Raw genomic sequence first — 17,371 nt, forward strand, 5'->3', positions numbered from 1 at the left:
TATAGGAGGCCATTCCAGTGAATGCAGTATTCCATTTATGGAGTAAAAATCGCTTAGTAACCATGTTTGTACTGTTTCTGGCATTATCGATCATAGTCTCGGCGGTTGCCCCGGTTCCGTCCGTTGTGGCGGCCGTGCCTAGCGCTCCGGTGCTAGATCCGCAGCCAACGGTTACGAATGTGGCAAATCTAACGATAAAAGGAAAAGTGGATCCAAGCGTGACCGATGCCGTGTACGTATATGCGGACGGACTGGTGATCGGGTCGCCTGCCGCGGATCCCGATAGCGGACGGTTCGAAGTGCCGTACGTCATGACCACCGAGGGGCTTCACGAGTTTTACGCGAAATCGGTAAACGCGGACGGAGATATCGACGGAAATCATGTGCAAGTCACTTATGACAAGACTCCCGCCGCGAAGGCGGAACAAGTTAGATGGAGATCAGGAGGTACCGATTCGATCTGGCTGGAATGGATTCCGGGCTGGAACGTACCGGAAGTCGCGACCGGCTACCGGATCTACCGCAACGGGGCCGCGATCGCGGACGTTAACGCACCGCTGCCGCCCAAAGAACCGGATGATCCTCCGCGGTTCGGCTTCATGGATACGGGGTTAACGGAGAGAACCTCCTATTCGTATCAAATCGTGTCGTTGGACGCGGCCGGCAACGAATCGGCGCCGCAAATCGCGGGGGCAGCTACGATCCAAGCCGGTCTGCGCATCGCTCATGATCCCGAATTCGTGGCGGCTAACACGCTCGCGCTTAGTCCCGACGGCTTCGTAGCGGCGTACGAGATCGATGGGCCGCAGAGAGGAATCATCTTCTGGGATAGCAGAACGAACGCTTGGGACCATAAAGTCGTGCTCGACCTTTGGGGACCCGAGAAGCTTAGCTTAAGCCGGGAAGGCGCGCGAGTGGCCGCCATGACGGGCGAACAGATATACGTCTACGATCGGTCGACGGACAAGTTGGATTTAATCTACGATTCGGCCGTCGAGAATCGATATGCGTCTCTGCTTCGAATCGATCCGAAGGGAGAAAGAGTATTTTACGCGGTGATGAGCGAGGACGCGAATCAAGTCAGGACGATCGAATTCCGCAGCTACTCGGTCGCGACCGGCCAATCGCAGATTGTGCGTTCGGTGACGGAGGAAGGGCCGGGAACGCTGATCAAGGAGCTCAAGGTGTCATCCGACGGACGCTTCGCGGTGTACACCCGCACGGAACCCGACGAGTTCTGGTCCAACCGCGAAGTATTTCTGCTCGACTTGACGACCGGCGAAGAGAAGTTCATTAGCGATTACGCCGCTCGCCCGGACATCAGCGCGGACGGAGAGATCGTTACCTTCGTGAGAGGCGGCGAGTTCGCGGACGGCGTAGGCATTTACCGTTACAAAGCAAGCACGGGCCAGCTGATGCAAGTTCGAGACGGTAGCCTTAACGCTTTCTATGTGGATCAGGATCTCAGCGACGACGGCACTACGATATTGGCTTACTACCACAACGCGGATCAGCCGGTCTCTTTATCGCTGGATAGCCGTTACTCCGAACGGATCTACATCCCGCAAGACGCCGTGATCGAAACCGAGACGATCGGAAATCCGGCCAGTTATTTGAATTTAGGCGTTCTTAGCTCCGACGGAACGAAGACGCTGTTCTATTCCCACGATTCGACCCGCGATGACGGCGATGGGGATTTCCCGTACGCAATGTACATGAAATGCCGAATCGACTGCGGATCCAGCCCCGAGCTGAAAGGCTTGACGGTAAGCGGCACCCTTGCGCCGGCATTCGACCCGCTCGTGACTGAATACACCGTTAACGTCGGTTACGATACGGTAACGGCGCAGATTACGCCTTCCCTATACGGCGCCGGAACGAAGGTCGTCGCCGGCGGCAACCAGACGGGCACGGGGGCGCCGATAACGGTCGGGCCGCTCGCGGTCGGCGACAATGCGTTCTCTTTCAAGGTTCGTACCCAAGAGGGGATCGAGAAGGCGTATACCGTCCATTTCGTTCGCGCGAATGCCCCGGCCGGTCCGGGACCAGGACCAGGACCGGGCTCCGGTGGCGGAGGCGGAGGCGGGGGATCGAGCGCGAGCGCGCCTTCTACGACGTTGAACTCGCTGGACATTTCTCCTTATACGTTGAAACCGGCCTTCTCTTCGACCGTGCTGGATTACTCGATGGATGTCGCGCATGACGTCGCGTCCGTGGAATTCAAAATCAAAGCAACGGACGCGAACCGGGTGAAGGTAACCGTTAACGGTACGGAACAGAAAGACGGATCGCCTGCGAAGGTGAGTTTGCAGCAGGGAGCGAACGTCGTTAAGATCGTCGTCAAGAGCGATATGGGTACTGTGACCACTTACACGGTTACGGTGAATCGCGCGGCTCCTCCTAAGCAGCCGGATAAACCGACGGTAAACTTCTCCGATATTGAAGGACATTGGGCGAAAAACAGCATTCTGGAATCGGCAAAACAAGGATGGGTAGAAGGTTACCCGGACGGTTCCTTCAGACCGTATGTGGTCATGAACCGTCAAGAGTGGTCGATGTTCATGTACCGGTTCTTCGGCTGGCCGGAGCCTAAAGCCGCTCCTAAATTGACGGACGCGGATAAAGTGCCCGCATGGGCTAACGCCGCGGTTGGGGCAGCCTATGAGCAGAAGATCGTGACCGGCTTCTACGACGGAAGCTTCCGTCCGTTGGAAACGATCGGCCGCGTGGAAGCGATGGTTATGCTCGTTCGGGCGCTTAAGCTGGAGACGAAGTCGTCGGACCGTACGACCTTCGACGATGACGCTTCGATCCAGAGTTGGGCTAAGCCTTACGTTGCGGCCATGCAGCGAACGGGATTGCTGAAGGGCGTCAACGGCAACCGGTTTAACCCGGACGGCATGTTCTCCCGCGCCGAAGCGGCGGAGCTTCTCGTGAGAATCAACGATTATTTGAACAAGCAAGGCAAATAGGACTTCGAGTAAGAGAAGAGGCTACCCCTCAGTCCGAACAGACTGGGGATAGCCTCTTATGCTTGTTCGGAGAACTAAGAGCCGCCGCGCCGCAAGCGCTCTCTGCGTAGCAAATAAACGAAATATGGCGCGCCGAGGACGGCGGTCATGATTCCGACGGGAATTTCCCGAGGAACGATGAGTATTCGGCCGAGGCAGTCGCCTAGCAGCATAAGATCGGCTCCGATGAGCGCGGCAAGCGGGATCAGCCACTGATACCTGCCGCCCACGATGCTGCGGGCGATATGCGGAGCGATTAGGCCGACGAAGCCGATCGCTCCTACCGCGGAGACGGAAATGCCCGCGAGCACAACCGCGAGGAGCAGCAGCCAGAACCGTTGCCGGATTACGCTTAGTCCGAGCGAAGAGCTGACTTCGTCTCCAAGCTGGAATACGTTCAGTTTGGAGAAGTTCAGCCACGCGACGGGCACGAGCAGCGCGATCCATGGCAGAATAGACAGCACGTCATCCCAATTCCGGCTCCACATGCTTCCGGCCATCCACAACAGAGCCATATTAATATCGCTCGGATGCTTGACGATGAGATACTGGATGCCGGCTTGGAAGATGGCGCCGATGGCTACGCCGACAAGGGCCAAGGAAGCCGGCGACAACGTCAGCCTGCGGCTGAGCAGAAGCAGCAGACCGAAAGCAATGAACGCGCCTAGGAAAGCGGCTATCGGCAGCACGTAGCTAGGCGTTTTCGGCAAGAGGAAAATGACCATTGCCGCCGTGAAGCCGGCCCCTTTCGTAATCCCGATAACGTCGGGACTTGCGAGCGGATTGCGCAATAAGCCTTGCAGGATCACTCCAGCCACGGCTAAGCCGAATCCGGCTAGAATGCCGACGACTATTCTCGGCATCCGGACTTCATAGATGATATAGAAAGACTTGTTCTGTTCGTGCGTCAAAGTGGACCAGATGTCGCCGAAGGTGACGGGGACGGCTCCGACGCGAACGGACGCGATGGCCAGCACGACCATCAGAGCGAACGCGGCGATAAGCGCGATGCTTCTTTTCATTGGGCGGCACCGCCTTGCCTGCGTGCTAAGTAGATGAAGAAAGGCGCTCCGATCGCGGCCGTCACGATTCCAACGGGCGATTCGTAAGGGAAGGCGATGAACCGGCTAAGGAAGTCCGCGAATAGGAGCAGTACGCCTCCCAATAATCCCGTTAACGGCGCAAGAATAGCCAGGCTGTTGTTGCCGGCCAAAGCCCGGGCAATGTGCGGGACGATGAGGCAGACGAAGCCGATCGGGCCGCACAGGCGACCGCCGACCCGGCCAGAACGATAACGAGCGCGATGCCGATCCCCCGAATGACCGCCATCCTCCCGCCTAGCCCTGCCGCCATCTCGTCGTCAAGCAGCAACAGCCGGAAGGAGGGGAGCATGAAGGCGAACGCAAGCAGCCCGCCCGCGAAGAACGGGAGGAGAGTCGACACGTCGCGCCATACGGCTTGGCTCAGCGACCCGACCAGCCAGAAAATCATGCTGTCCGTGGAATCCTGATTGAGGATGACAAGCCCTTCCGTAAGCGAAGATAGCAGGAAATGGATCGTAATTCCCGCCAGTGCCAATCTTACGTACGCTTTTTGTCCCGAACCGGCCAGCGACCAGACGAGCGCGGCTCCTCCGGCGGCGCCGGCGAACGCGAACAGGATCGAGTCGACGGGGGAGAACCCCGCTACCGCGACCAAACCGAATACGACCGCTAATGCCGCGCCGGCGTTAATTCCGAATATATGCGGGGAAGCGAGCGGATTTTTCGTCGCCAGTTGGGTCAATAACCCTGCCAATGCCAATTGGATACCGACCATGCAAGCCATCAACGCGCGAGGAAGCCGTAAAGTCTGCACGTACAAATGCTCTTTGTCGTTTCCTTGATAGGTGACCGCTTCATACAGGGTGCGCCACGACACGTACGCCGATCCCCATTTCAAGTTGCAGATCAACCCGATGATCAGCAAGGCGAACGTAACGGAAAAAAGGAAGAGCAGAAACCCTAAGCGGCTCTGCTTCTCCTTGCGACTACGATTAAACATGAGATTATTCTCCCAGAACTTTCACGATATCCTCGATCATTTTCTCCGAACCGATCAGTCCGCGGGCAAGCGACCAGTCGCGTCTCTCGACCGTGAACACTTTCTTGTTGGCTACGGCATCGATTTTGCTCCACAGAGGGTTCTTTTCCCACTCGTTAATAATCGTAACTTCCTCGGTCGGCATTAAGAACAATGCTCCCGGATTCGTCTCGACCAGTTGTTCCAGCGTTAATTGCGGGTAGGAAGCCTCGTCCTTCACGGGATCGTTGAAGCCTAACGATGCGAGGAAAGAGCCCGTATACGCATGATCCGAGTGGGCGAAGAACCCTTTCGGATTGACGACCGCCGGCAGAACGCTTAAATCGGTGTTTTTGATTTTTTGCTTCGCGGCGTCCATTTTGGCTTGGTGCTCTTCCAAGCGTTTCGTGCCTTCCGCTTCTTTGCCTACGGCTTTTGCGATAATCATGTAGTTCTTGAGCATTTGATCGTAATCGGCTTGGAAGTCGTCGAGCACGAGCAGAGGGGCGATGCCTTTCAATTGCTCGAATGCTTCCTTGTGCTTGTTCAGATCCACGATGATCAGGTCCGGCTGAAGCGAGCTGATCAATTCGATATTCGGCTCGTAACGGGAGCCGACGGATTTGTAATTCGTCAGTTGGCTTTTGACGGCATCCATGAACAGCGCGGAATCGTCGTCGTCCGCGACGCCTACGGGCTGCAAGCCTAGAGTGACCAGAGCGTCCGCAAACCCGAATTCCATCGTCACGATTTTTTCAGGCGCTTTGGGAAGCACTACGGTACCTAACGCGTCTTCGACGGTGATCGAGCCTTCATTCGGGGCCGCGGATGCGGATGCCGATGCGGCCGGGCTGGATGGAGCGGATGCGGATTCGGACGAATTATTGTTGGATTGGCCGCATGCGGCGAGCGCGACGGCCAATAGGCTTATTAAGGATACGCTAAGCATGCGTTTGAACAGATGTTGCATTTTCTGATTCCCCCTGCAAATGATTATTATTCTCAATTGATTTTAGCACGAATGAGCGGAGAGACCATATCTAATATTCAGATTAAACATGTTATATTTTTAGATTTCGGTCAAGCTGCGCAAGTAAGCGGCAGGGGAACAACCGACTTCTTGTTTGAACACCCGGCTGAAATGAAAATAATCGGAAAAGCCGGAGTTGTGGGCGACTTCTTTGGCGGAAAGACGGGTTTGCTGGAACATCAGCTTCGCTTTCTCGATTCGGATGCGGCGCAAGTACCGGGTCATCGTCGTTCCGGTATGCTTCTTGAACAGCACGGTGTAATGTCCTTCGCTTAATCCGGCCCGTTCCGCCATCATCGGAAGAGTCAGCTTGTTCATGTAGTGCTCGTTGATGTAGGAGAGAGTCTCGTCGATCGTCTCCGAGGTGGATTGCTGCTTATCTTTGATACGGGATTCATGCAAGAAAATGAACAGAACCCGCTCCAGCATGGCGCGCATTCGGAACCGGTGCGAAGCGGCTTCCTCCTCCGAGCCGGCTTGAATTTGGTCGATCGTGCGGATAAGTTCGTCCAGCATGTAATGAATTTTAATGGCGCTAATCGTGCTAAGCGGACCGTGAAGCGTCCATAGGCTGTTCTCGGGCAGCACTCGGTAAGTAATGACGGTATACTCGGCTTCTTTTGTTTTGGGAACATGGACCGTATAGGGCGCGAAATGGGGATGGCAAGCAAAGCCCGCCGTACAGACGAGAGGTTCTTGGTCCGGAGAATCGATCGTAACGTGTCCAAGCCGAACGACGAGAAGAACATGGGTGCCCGGGCTGCACTCTATCTTCCGGGAAGAAGCGTAAGAAGCGACATGCTCCACGATAGGTATGATAGATAGAAGCTGCTGAAAGCTCATATGGCGTGAATCCCTTCGTAGCCGAATTCGTTATCGTTTTGGGAATATGAAAAGAGGGCCATGCTGCCGAGGAGGGAATGGAGTTCCCGCTCCTTCGATAGTATGGCCCCCGAGTAACGCGTCAGAGGGGGATTACTTAATGATCTCCGGTTCGGGAGCATCGGCCCCGCGAGTATCCACGGTAACCTTTTTCATGACAGGAGGCGTGTTCGGACGATCGTTAGCGTTTCTAGGCAATTTTACGATCTCGTTCACGACGTCCATTCCTTCGGTCACTTTGCCGAACGCCGCATAAGCTCCGTCCAAGTGAGGCGCATCCGCGACCATCAGGAAGAACTGGGATCCCGCGCTGTCCGGATTTTGCGCGCGCGCCATGGAGAGTACGCCCGCGGTATGCTTCAAGTTGTTCTCGAAGCCGTTCTGCGTGAATTCGCCGGCGATCGAATAATCCGGACCGCCCATGCCCGTTCCTTCCGGATCTCCGCCTTGAATCATGAAGCCGGGGATGATGCGGTGGAAAATCGTGCCGTCGTAGAAGCCTTTTTTCACGAGGGAAATGAAGTTGTTCACCGTGTTCGGCGCGACTTTAGGGTAAAGCTCGACTGTGATGATTTTGCCGCTGTCCATCTCGATCGTAACGATCGGGTTATCGCCGGATGTGTCTACTCCGTTCATTGGGGAAGCCTCCTGTGTCGGTGCAGCGGCGCCATTGCCTGTGGCCGCTGCATCGGATGATTGGTTTGTTTTTTCTTTGTTTCCGCATCCCGTTACGATCAACAGAAGCGTAATTATCGTAAGAAGAGATACGGCCAAGCTTTTTGTTGCGGATTTCAATTGCGGATCCCCCTTGTCCTCTATATCCCTTCGTATCATATCATTTGCTTGAAGAGGAATCCACCACCGCGCGTACGGCCCAAACCCCCGCATCCGCCGAACCCATTCGTAATCCCGCACATGAATTCGATAGAATCACTCCTTCAATTGGTAGTGCTACCTGCCTTATGATCACATTGCAATACTTAATAATCGCTAAAAAAGGAGGGGTGTCCAATAATTTGGTATCGCTTACATTGGTAAATAAAAATGGAAAGACAGGGCGGGATGGATGAGGAAAACAGCTGGAAGGCTCGTACGCGAGCAGATTCTATTTTGAAAGGAGATTGAATTTTATGAGAAAGCAAGGACGAATAACCTCCTATATTTGCATCTTAACTCTAATAGTAGGAACATTCCTTACCTCCATTGGAGCGCCTAAAGCAGCCCTTGCGGCCGGAGGACCGAATCTTGCCGCTGGCAAACCCGTATCGGAATCCGGTCATGCCGACGTGTATGTCGTGTCCAACGTCACGGACGGCAATTCGGGCACGTATTGGGAGAGCGCCAACAATGCCTTCCCGCAATGGGCCCAGGTCGACCTCGGAAGCGCGGTCTCGATCGACCAAGTCGTGTTGAAGCTGCCCTCCGGATGGGAGAGCCGGACGCAGACTCTGTCCGTTCAAGGAAGCGCGAACGGAACCGACTTCTCGGATCTCAAAGCATCGGCTAGCTATACGTTCAATCCGAACACGGCGAATACGGTGACGATCAATTTCCCCGCAGCCAGCGCGCGCTACGTGCGGATCCACGCCACCGCCAACACCGGCTGGCCGGCCGCGCAGATTTCCGAAGTCGAGATCTATGGGGCTGCCCCGGTCGGACCTTCGGCCATTCCGGGCAAAATCGAAGCGGAAAGCTACAGCGCGATGAACGGAATCCAGACCGAGACGACGACGGACATCGGGGGCGGCCTTAACGTGGGATGGATCCATGTCGGAGACTGGCTGGATTACAACGTGAACGTGCAGAACGCCGGCACGTACACCGTGGAATACCGGGTAGCCAGCAACGGCTCCGCGGGCCAGATCCAGCTGCAATCCGGTTCTGCGACGCTGGCGACCACGGCGGTGCCTAACACCGGCGGCTGGCAGAATTGGCAGACCGTCACCGCAAGCGTAACGCTAAGCGCGGGACAACAGACGCTTCGCGTCTACGCTAGCGGGTACGACTTCAATATTAACTGGATTCATTTTGTGCCGGGTAACCCCGTAGACAATCAGCACCCCTCGGCCCCGGCCAACCTAACGATCGCTCAGCCAACCTCGAGCACGATCAACCTCGCTTGGGGCGCCTCGACGGATAACGTCGGCGTCGTCGGATACGACATCTACGCGAACAACCAGCTTCGCGGCAGCGTGAACGGCTCGACGCTCTCCTATTCGGACACTCAACCCGCAAGCGCAACGGTTACCTACTACGTCGTCGCCAAGGACGGCGCCGGCAACGTATCCGCGCCGAGCAATTCCATAACGCGGAACGGTTCGGGCAGCGGCAACGATACGAACTTGGCCATCGGCAAACCGATCACGGCATCCTCTTCGACATTCACCTTCGTAGCGGCAAATGCCAATGATAACGATACGAACACCTATTGGGAAGGCAACGGCCATCCGAGTACGCTTACCGTAGACCTTGGAGCGAATGCCAACGTCACGTCGGTCGTAATCAAGCTGAACCCTTCCAGCGCATGGTCGACGCGCACGCAGACGTTCCAAGTGCTGGGCCGCGACCAGAATTCCACGGCTTTCGCCAACCTGGTCTCCGCCGCTTCGTATACGTTCAATCCGGCTACGCAAAACACCGTTACGATTCCCGTCGGCGCGACGGCGAGCAGCGTGCAGCTCCGGTTCACCTCCAACTCCGGCGCACCGGGCGGGCAAGTCGCGGAATTCCAGATCATCGGCACGGCGGCGCCCAATCCGGATTTAACGGTAACCGGCCTATCGTGGTCGCCCGTCTCTCCGGTGGAGACCGATGCCCTTACGCTTAGCGCGACCGTTATGAATTCCGGCTCAGCGGCAGCCCCGGCTACGAGCGTGAACTTCTATCTGGGCAACGTCCTTGCCGGAACGGCTTCCGTCGGGGCTCTTGCCCCGGGCGCATCGACGACCGTTTCCGCGAACGTCGGACCGAAGGACGCCGGCTCTTATTCCGCCGCGGCCAAGGTCGACGAGAGCAATGCCGTTGTCGAGACCGACAATTCGAACAACGGCTTCACCTCGTCTTCGCCGCTTGTCGTCGGCCAGGTTCAAAGCTCCGACTTGATCGGAACCGCCTCATGGACTCCAGGCAATCCTAGCGCCGGCAATACCGTGACTTTCACCGTGAACCTCAAAAACCAGGGGAATATCGCTTCCGCGGGTGGCGCTCACGGCATCACCGCCGTGTTGAAGAACGCGGCGGGAGCCGCCGTTCAAACCTTTAACGGCTCTTACAACGGATCCTTGGCCGCGGGAGCATCGGTCAACGTCGCCCTAGGCACATGGACGGCGGTCAATGGCAGTTACACGGTAACGACAACGGTTGCGGCGGATGCCAACGAGGTCGCTATCAAACAATCGAACAACTCTAGCACATCAAGCCTGTATTCCGGCCGAGGCGCCAACATGCCGTTTACGATCATGGAAGCCGAGTCTTCTTCGAACGGCACCAACGGCACGAAGCTGGCTCCGAACTTTACGCCGGGCGATTTTGCGGGCGAAGCTTCCGGCCGTTCGGCCGTTTATCTGGATTCGACAGGAGAATACGTGGAGTTTACGCTGACCTCGCCGGCCAACGCTTTCGTCCTTCGCAACGCCGTTGCGGAGAACACCGCCGGAACGATCAGCATTTACGCGAACGGCGCGGACAAAGGCAACTTCGCCGTCACGTCCAAATTCTCCTACGTCTATGCGACTCCTACGACTCTTGGACAGCTTGGATATAACAACTCGGGCTCCAAGGCGTACTGGCTTTACGAGGATTCGCAGATCATGCTCGATCAAGTCTACCCGGCCGGAACCAAGATTAAGATTCAGAAAGACGCGGGGGATGTTCCGTGGATCTATGTGGACATGATCGAGGCGGAGAATGTCGCGCCGGCAGCTTCGAATCCGGATCCGAGCAAATACGTTCAAGTGTCGGGCACCAAGTCGATCGAGCAAGCGCTGACCGAATTCAGGCAAGATCCGTCCAAGAAGGGGATCTTCATTCCGGCCGGCGAATGGACTCTCTCCTCCAAGATCTTCTTATATGGCCGTGCCACCGAGATCATCGGCGCGGGTCCGTGGCACACCAAGCTGGTGGCTCCGCAGGACCAGACGAATACCGATATCGGATTTAATATCGGCTCCACGGCTAACGGCTCGACCATCAAGAACTTGTCCGCTTGGGGCAATTATGTCTACAGGCAAGACGGTCCCGGCAAGTTCATCGACGGCAACGGCATGCAGAACGTGACCATCGAGAACGTCTGGGCCGAGCATTTTATTTGCCTGTATTGGGGAGTGAACTCTTCGTATAATACGTTCAAGAACAACCGGATCAAGAACCTGTTCGCGGACGGCATCAACATGACCAACGGCTCGTCCTATAACATCATCGACAATAACTATTCGCGCGGCGCCGGGGACGATGCGTTCGCCTTGTTCAGCGCGATCGATGCGGGCGGCTCCTACAACGTGGGCAACCAGTATACCAACCTCACCGCGACCAACGTCAGACGCGCGGCCGCTTTCGCCGTCTACGGCGGCCAAAACAACCTGTTCCAGAATCTGTACGGAGCGGATACTTTAACGTATCCGGGCTTCACCGTCAGCAGCCTGAGTTTCGGCTACAACACGCTCGGATTCGGCGATATGGATACCGTCATTGACGGGGTCACGCTGGACCGCACGGGAGGAGACTTCTGGACGAGCGAAGGAGCCGACGACAAGATCAACGATCACCAGAACTTCGGAGCGATCTGGTTCTTCGGCGGCGATCGAGTCTTCAAGAACATTCTTGTGAAAAACGTCGATATCAATAACCCGGTCTACTTCGGATTGATGTTCCAATCCAAATCTCCAGAGAACCTGCCGATGCAGAACATCCGCCTGGAGAACATTACGATCAATAATCCGGGCCGCTATGGCATCAAGCTGGTCGCCAAGGCGGAGAACGGGCAAGGACCGGTTGTCGGCGCGGCTAGCTTCACCAATGTCAAAGTGAACAACCCTGGCATCACGGCAATCTACGGCGAGAACAAAAGCCCGAACTTTAACGTCATCAGAGTGACGGGTAACAACTGGTAATCGTTCCGATTATGGCCCGGGCCCCTGCCGCCGATACGGTGGCAAGGGCTTTTGTATCTCTCTCTAGCTTCCTATTGCAATATTGAGTCGTTATTGCGTGAAAATAGATCGTCCGAGCAAGAACTGACTTTTGCGTAAAACCGAGAGATAGAGAGCGGAGAAGAGAATGCTAGAGCTTCCGACGATTGTAAGCGGTACGATTTGTCTCGTTGGAACAAAATGCGCGTATGGAGCATTCGGCATTGCTTTACAAAGATTGGGAGCAGGAGTAATATTCGATTCATGAATTTGATTTGTTCCATTCGTAATCGCTGAGTTTCCGGTTATAAACCGGGAAACGGGGGAACCAATCGATGGCGCGCGACCGGTGTGAGAGCCGGGCATCGTCATCCGGGGTGAATCCCGAAGCCGGCCGCACCTAAGATGCGAACGGCTTCGGGTAGGGCGACTCTCACCGCCCGAATCCGACAGCTAACCTCGTAAGCGTTGAGACATGCAACCGATGATTATCGGGATGCGTGCAGGTGGAGAGAGGATGATGAACTTGTGACCGAATCGGCCGCAGGGTTAACCCTCTGCGGTTTTTGTTATGTTTTTTTATCGCTGAGTTCCCGGTTATAGGCCGGGGAACGGGGGAACCAACAGGATTCCGGAACGATAGGAATCCACGGGGTGAATCCGGATGGCTGGAGCCGAGGCTTCATGCCGGAAGGTAGGGCGACTCTCATGCCCGAATCCGACAGCTAACCTCGTAAGCGTATTGAGAGAGGCGACGCGATCGTGCTTGGAGACGGCTTTGTTTAGCCGTGCTCGAAGAAGCCACGAGAAGAGTTCCTCTTCCCGAGGCTTCTTTTTTGTTGCCTTCTTTTCAATGGAGAACAGGAGATGAATGAAATGGGTAACCGGGATGTCGTGCTCGTATCGGCCCCGAATGTCGCCGGCGAACGATTCATGAAGCTATTGAAGCAAAGGAATATACCGTTCGCCGCGATCGTGAATAACCCTTCCGAATACGAACGGATAAGAGCCTTGGGGGCAGAACACGTCATTGTGGTGAATACGGCCAAGGAAGACTCGTGGATGATTCCCGAGGTTGGAGTCGGCAAAGTCTATCTTTTCGAGAAAAGCCTGAATTTATGCTGTCGGTACGTCCAGATTTGCCGGAGTTGGACGTCGAGGCCGATCTACGTCATTACGGGAAGCCACAATCCCCGGAACGTCTATAAGAGCTTGGGAGTCGATTACGTCATTCATAGCAGCGCGCAAGATTACGGCTTTCTCATTACGGACGATCTAATCAGCAAAAATTGAAGGAGGCTGCTCCATGCTTGATCTATATATGGTTCTGATATTGGCGGGTACATTCGCGTTGTTCTATGGCTTCATGGTTTGGTGCGATCGGGTCGTCGACGAGGCGGGAGGAGAGCGGAAATGATCATCTTATCGATTGTTGCCGGATTCGTCTTTCTCTACTTAATCTACGCCTTAGTGAACCCCGAGAAGTTCTAATCCAGAGGAGGAAAGGCTATGGGCATTCTGCAAATCGTCGTTGTCCTAGCGGTGCTGGCGCTGCTCGTCAAACCGGTAGGGACTTACGTTTATCACGTGTTTTCTAATGAAAAGAGCCGACAGGACCGAGTATTCGGACCGTTCGAGAGATTCATCTACCTGCTGATCGGTCTTAAGAACCGGAGCGGGATGACTTGGAAGAAATACGCATTAAGCTTTCTGCTGACGAATATCGTGCTTACCGCCGTCGGTTACTTGATTTTGCGGCTGCAGAAATATTTGCCGTTTAATCCAAGCGGCATCGATAACATGGAGCAGACGCTCTCTTTCAATACCATTATCAGCTTCATGACCAATACGAACCTGCAGCATTACAGCGGCGAGTCGGGCGTGTCTTACTTCTCGCAGATGGCCGTAATGACGATGATGATGTTTACCTCGGCCGCAACGGGATTCTCGGTAGCCATCGCGTTCGTGCGCGGGATTACGAACAAGGGAGAGACGATCGGCAATTTCTTCGAAGATTTCGTTAAGGCGCATACCCGGATTTTCATTCCGGCGGCCGTCTTGGTCACTTTGCTGCTCGTAGCTCTGCAAGTCCCGCTGACGTTGAATCCGACATTGACCGTCACTACGCTCGAAGGCGCGGCGCAAAGCATCGCGATGGGTCCGGTTGCGGCGCTTGAATCCATTAAGCATCTCGGCACGAACGGAGGCGGCTTCTTCGGGGCGAACTCGGCGCATCCGTTCGAGAATCCGAACCCGCTGACGAACATCGTGGAGATTTTGTCCATGTGGACGCTGCCTGCGGCGCTTCCATACGCGTACGGACGTTTTGCAAAAATCGCAAGCAAGGCTGGGTCGTATTCGGCGCGATGATGACGTTGTTCCTGTTGTTCCTCTCGCTGATCTACTTCTCCGAGCTTCGCGGGAATCCCGCCATCAACGCGACGGGAATCGAGTCCTCGCAAGGAAGCATGGAAGGGAAGGAAGTCCGGTTCGGAATTCCGCAGTCCTCGTTGTTCTCTGCGGTCACTACCGCGGCGACGACGGGAACGGTCAATAATATGCACGACACGCTCACTCCGCTCGGAGGCCTTGGGACTCTGGGAGAAATGATGCTGAACGTCGTGTTCGGAGGCAAAGGCGTCGGACTAATCAATATGCTAATGTACGCGATGCTTGGCGTGTTCTTATGCGGATTGATGGTCGGAAGAACGCCGGAGTTCCTGGGCAGGAAGATCGAGCCTAGAGAGATGAAGTTGATCGCTATCGCCATTCTGGCTCATCCCTTCATTATTCTCGCGCCGACCGCTATCGCCTTCCTAACGGATCTCGGCCAAGGCGCCATTACGAATCCCGGATCGCACGGGATCACGCAAGTGTTGTACGAATATACGTCTTCCGCGGCCAATAACGGCTCGGGCTTCGAGGGATTGGCAGACAATACGCCGTTCTGGAACATCACGACGGGGCTTGTCATGCTGTTCGGGCGGTACGTCTCCATGATCGCCATGTTGGCCGTTGCCGGGTCTCTCGTTCGCAAGCAGTGGGTACCCGAGACGATCGGCACGTTCCGGACGGACAACAAATTGTTCTACGGCATCTTAATCGGGACGGTCTTGATTATCGGAGCGTTGACATTCCTGCCGGCCATCGTGCTGGGACCGATCGCAGAGCATTTGAAGTTAGGCTAAGGATGAGGTGAACCGTTCATGAGTGCTAATCGTAAAACTATGCTAACGTCCGCGATCGCAAGCCGCGCGATCAAGGATAGCTTCGTGAAATTAAATCCGGCGAGCATGATGAGAAATCCCGTCATGTTCGTCGTCGAAGTCGGTACGGTCGTCGTTCTGCTGCTGACGCTGTTTCCTCGGTTTTTCGGGACGGAGAGGGATGTTGGCTTTAACTTGGCGGTGTTCCTGATTCTGCTCTTCACCGTGTTGTTCGCGAATTTCGCGGAAGCATTGGCCGAAGGAAGAGGGAAGGCTCAGGCCGATTCTTTGAAAAATACGAAAAAAGAGGTCAACGCGAACAAAGTGGTCGGAGGCGTCGTTAAAGTCGTCCCTTCCGCGGATTTGCGCAAAGGCGACGTGGTCGTCGTGTCGCAAGGAGAAATGATGCCCGGCGACGGCGAAGTCATAGAAGGCTTGGCGTCCGTCGACGAATCGGCGATAACCGGCGAATCCGCGCCCGTCATTAAGGAAGCGGGCGGAGACTTCAGCTCCGTCACGGGCGGTACCCGGGTCGTCAGCGATAAGATTACGGTGCGCATCACGAGCGATCCCGGAGAGTCGTTTATCGACCGGATGATCTCTCTGGTAGAGGGCGCTAAACGCCAGAAAACGCCGAACGAGCTTGCGCTTAACACGTTGCTGACTAGTCTAACGATTATTTTTCTCGTCGTGGTCGTGACGTTGGGTCCGATTGCGGGGTACTTGGAGATCGATCTTCAGGTACCGGTGCTCATCGCTTTGCTGGTCTGTCTCATCCCGACGACGATCGGAGGTTTGCTCTCCGCGATCGGAATCGCCGGAATGGACCGGGTTACGCAATTCAACGTGCTGGCGATGTCCGGTAAAGCCGTCGAAGCGGCAGGGGACATTAATATGATGATTTTGGATAAAACGGGAACGATCACTTACGGGAACCGGATGGCTAGCGAGTTTGTTCCGGTAGGCGGATCCGATGTTCGGACGGTAGGGGAATGGGCGTCTATTAGTTCTTTGAACGACGAGACGCCGGAAGGGCGCTCGGTGCTGGAAATGATGAAGCAGCAGGGGATGACGTTCGATGCTTCGCTGGCTGCCGGCGCGGACTTCATCGAGTTCAAAGCGGAGACGCGGATGAGCGGAGTCGATCTTCCGGATGGGCGCAAGGTGCGCAAGGGCGCCGTCGATGCCGTGAAGAAATGGGTAGCGGCGCAGGGAGGAAGCATTCCGGTCGATCTGGACGCTGCGGGCGATAGTATTGCTCGCGAAGGCGGAACTCCGCTAGCGGTCGCCGTCGATAATCGAATCTACGGTCTTATTTATTTGAAAGATACCGTTAAACCCGGCATGCGCGAACGGTTCGACCAGTTGCGCCAGATGGGGATCAAGACGATTATGTGTACCGGGGACAATCCTTTGACGGCGGCGACCATCGCCCGCGAGGCGGGGGTCGACGATTTCATGGCGGAGAGCAAACCGGAAGACAAGATCGCGTTGATCCGCCGCGAGCAAGCGGAAGGCAAGCTTGTCGCCATGACCGGAGACGGTACGAACGACGCACCTGCGTTGGCTCAGGCGGATGTCGGGCTCGCGATGAACAGCGGAACGATCGCGGCCAAGGAAGCCGCCAACATGGTCGATTTGGACTCCGACCCCTCCAAGATCATCGAGGTCGTATCCATCGGCAAGCAGTTGCTCATGACGCGGGGGGCGCTTACGACGTTCAGTATCGCGAACGATATCGCCAAGTATTTCGCCATTATCCCCGCAATGTTTATCCTGGCCATTCCGGAGATGAGCGTGCTTAACGTCATGGGGCTCGGCTCCCCGCTGTCGGCGATTTTATCGGCGTTAATCTTTAACGCCATTATTATTCCGTTGCTTATTCCTTTAGCGATGAAGGGCGTAGCTTACAAACCGATGAGCGCGTCGAAGCTGCTTAGCCGCAATATCGTCATCTATGGCCTCGGCGGCGTCATCGTGCCGTTCGCCGGGATCAAGCTGATCGATATGGTTGTTCATTTATGGGTGTAGCAGAGTCGGATCGCATAGTTAGGA

General features: G+C 55.6%; 9 protein-coding genes, 2 pseudogenes and 2 riboswitches. Of the genes and pseudogenes, 6 read left to right on the forward strand and 5 right to left on the reverse strand.

Annotation, left to right across the window (positions count from 1 at the left end; genetic code table 11):
• Window positions 1-17 precede the first annotated feature (17 nt).
• The gene (locus FPL14_RS17710; protein WP_182299033.1) at window positions 18-2,972 is read left to right on the forward strand and encodes a cadherin-like beta sandwich domain-containing protein; all 2,955 of its coding nucleotides are present in this window, start codon (window positions 18-20) and stop codon (window positions 2,970-2,972) included.
• Between the two features lie 74 nt (window positions 2,973-3,046).
• On the opposite strand, the gene FPL14_RS17715 is transcribed toward FPL14_RS17710, so the two are convergent.
• The 5 genes and pseudogenes from FPL14_RS17715 to FPL14_RS17735 form a co-directional block, all read right to left on the reverse strand.
• Window positions 3,047-4,033, reverse strand: coding sequence for a FecCD family ABC transporter permease (locus tag FPL14_RS17715; protein ID WP_182299034.1), 987 nt, complete (start codon window positions 4,031-4,033; stop codon window positions 3,047-3,049).
• A pseudogene (locus tag FPL14_RS17720) lies at window positions 4,030-5,054 on the reverse strand (FecCD family ABC transporter permease). Before FPL14_RS17720 ends, FPL14_RS17715 begins: the two are co-directional and overlap by 4 nt.
• 4 nt (window positions 5,055-5,058) lie before the next feature.
• A complete protein-coding gene (locus tag FPL14_RS17725) occupies window positions 5,059-6,042 on the reverse strand; it encodes an ABC transporter substrate-binding protein (protein ID WP_182299035.1) in 984 nt (327 codons plus the stop codon).
• A 99-nt stretch (window positions 6,043-6,141) separates the two neighbouring features.
• On the reverse strand, window positions 6,142-6,945 hold the full coding sequence (locus tag FPL14_RS17730; protein WP_182299036.1) for an AraC family transcriptional regulator: 804 nt from the start codon (window positions 6,943-6,945) through the stop codon (window positions 6,142-6,144).
• A 132-nt stretch (window positions 6,946-7,077) separates the two neighbouring features.
• Entirely contained in the window at window positions 7,078-7,779 is a 702-nt protein-coding gene (locus FPL14_RS17735) for a peptidylprolyl isomerase (protein ID WP_229263558.1), read from the reverse strand.
• A 335-nt stretch (window positions 7,780-8,114) separates the two neighbouring features.
• On the opposite strand from FPL14_RS17735, the gene FPL14_RS17740 reads away from it, so the two are divergent.
• The 5 genes and pseudogenes from FPL14_RS17740 (at window position 8,115) to kdpB (ending at window position 17,347) form a co-directional block, all read left to right on the forward strand.
• Window positions 8,115-12,092 carry a discoidin domain-containing protein gene (locus tag FPL14_RS17740; protein WP_229263559.1) on the forward strand — a complete coding sequence of 1,326 codons (3,978 nt, stop codon included), beginning with the start codon at window positions 8,115-8,117 and terminating at the stop codon, window positions 12,090-12,092.
• A gap of 299 nt (window positions 12,093-12,391) precedes the next feature.
• Window positions 12,392-12,593: riboswitch (cyclic di-AMP (ydaO/yuaA leader) on the forward strand.
• Between the two features lie 90 nt (window positions 12,594-12,683).
• Window positions 12,684-12,866, forward strand: a riboswitch (cyclic di-AMP (ydaO/yuaA leader).
• Window positions 12,867-12,986: 120 nt separating this feature from the next.
• Window positions 12,987-13,403, forward strand: coding sequence for a potassium channel family protein (locus FPL14_RS17745; RefSeq protein WP_182299039.1), 417 nt, complete (start codon window positions 12,987-12,989; stop codon window positions 13,401-13,403).
• Window positions 13,404-13,523: 120 nt separating this feature from the next.
• On the forward strand, window positions 13,524-13,601 hold the full coding sequence (locus FPL14_RS30805) for a potassium-transporting ATPase subunit F (protein ID WP_182304038.1): 78 nt from the start codon (window positions 13,524-13,526) through the stop codon (window positions 13,599-13,601).
• Window positions 13,602-13,619: 18 nt separating this feature from the next.
• Window positions 13,620-15,298, forward strand: a pseudogene (kdpA, locus tag FPL14_RS17755) (potassium-transporting ATPase subunit KdpA).
• An 18-nt stretch (window positions 15,299-15,316) separates the two neighbouring features.
• Window positions 15,317-17,347, forward strand: coding sequence for a potassium-transporting ATPase subunit KdpB (gene kdpB, locus FPL14_RS17760; RefSeq protein WP_182299040.1), 2,031 nt, complete (start codon window positions 15,317-15,319; stop codon window positions 17,345-17,347).
• Window positions 17,348-17,371: the final 24 nt, after the last annotated feature.

Source organism: Cohnella cholangitidis, from assembly GCF_014107495.1.
In the GTDB taxonomy this organism is placed as follows: Bacteria; Bacillota; Bacilli; order Paenibacillales; family Paenibacillaceae; genus Cohnella; species Cohnella cholangitidis.

Excerpts from the sequence above, each read along its gene's own strand:
- FPL14_RS17715 (WP_182299034.1), bottom strand. The coding sequence starts at position 4,033 with ATGAAAAGAAGCATCGCGCTTATCGCCGCGTTCGCTCTGATGGTCGTG.
- FPL14_RS17725 (WP_182299035.1), bottom strand. The coding sequence starts at position 6,042 with ATGCAACATCTGTTCAAACGCATGCTTAGCGTATCCTTAATAAGCCTA.
- FPL14_RS17730 (WP_182299036.1), bottom strand. The coding sequence starts at position 6,945 with ATGAGCTTTCAGCAGCTTCTATCTATCATACCTATCGTGGAGCATGTC.
- FPL14_RS17740 (WP_229263559.1), top strand. The coding sequence starts at position 8,115 with ATGAGAAAGCAAGGACGAATAACCTCCTATATTTGCATCTTAACTCTA.
- FPL14_RS17745 (WP_182299039.1), top strand. The coding sequence starts at position 12,987 with ATGGGTAACCGGGATGTCGTGCTCGTATCGGCCCCGAATGTCGCCGGC.
- FPL14_RS30805 (WP_182304038.1), top strand. The coding sequence starts at position 13,524 with ATGATCATCTTATCGATTGTTGCCGGATTCGTCTTTCTCTACTTAATC.
- kdpB (WP_182299040.1), top strand. The coding sequence starts at position 15,317 with ATGAGTGCTAATCGTAAAACTATGCTAACGTCCGCGATCGCAAGCCGC.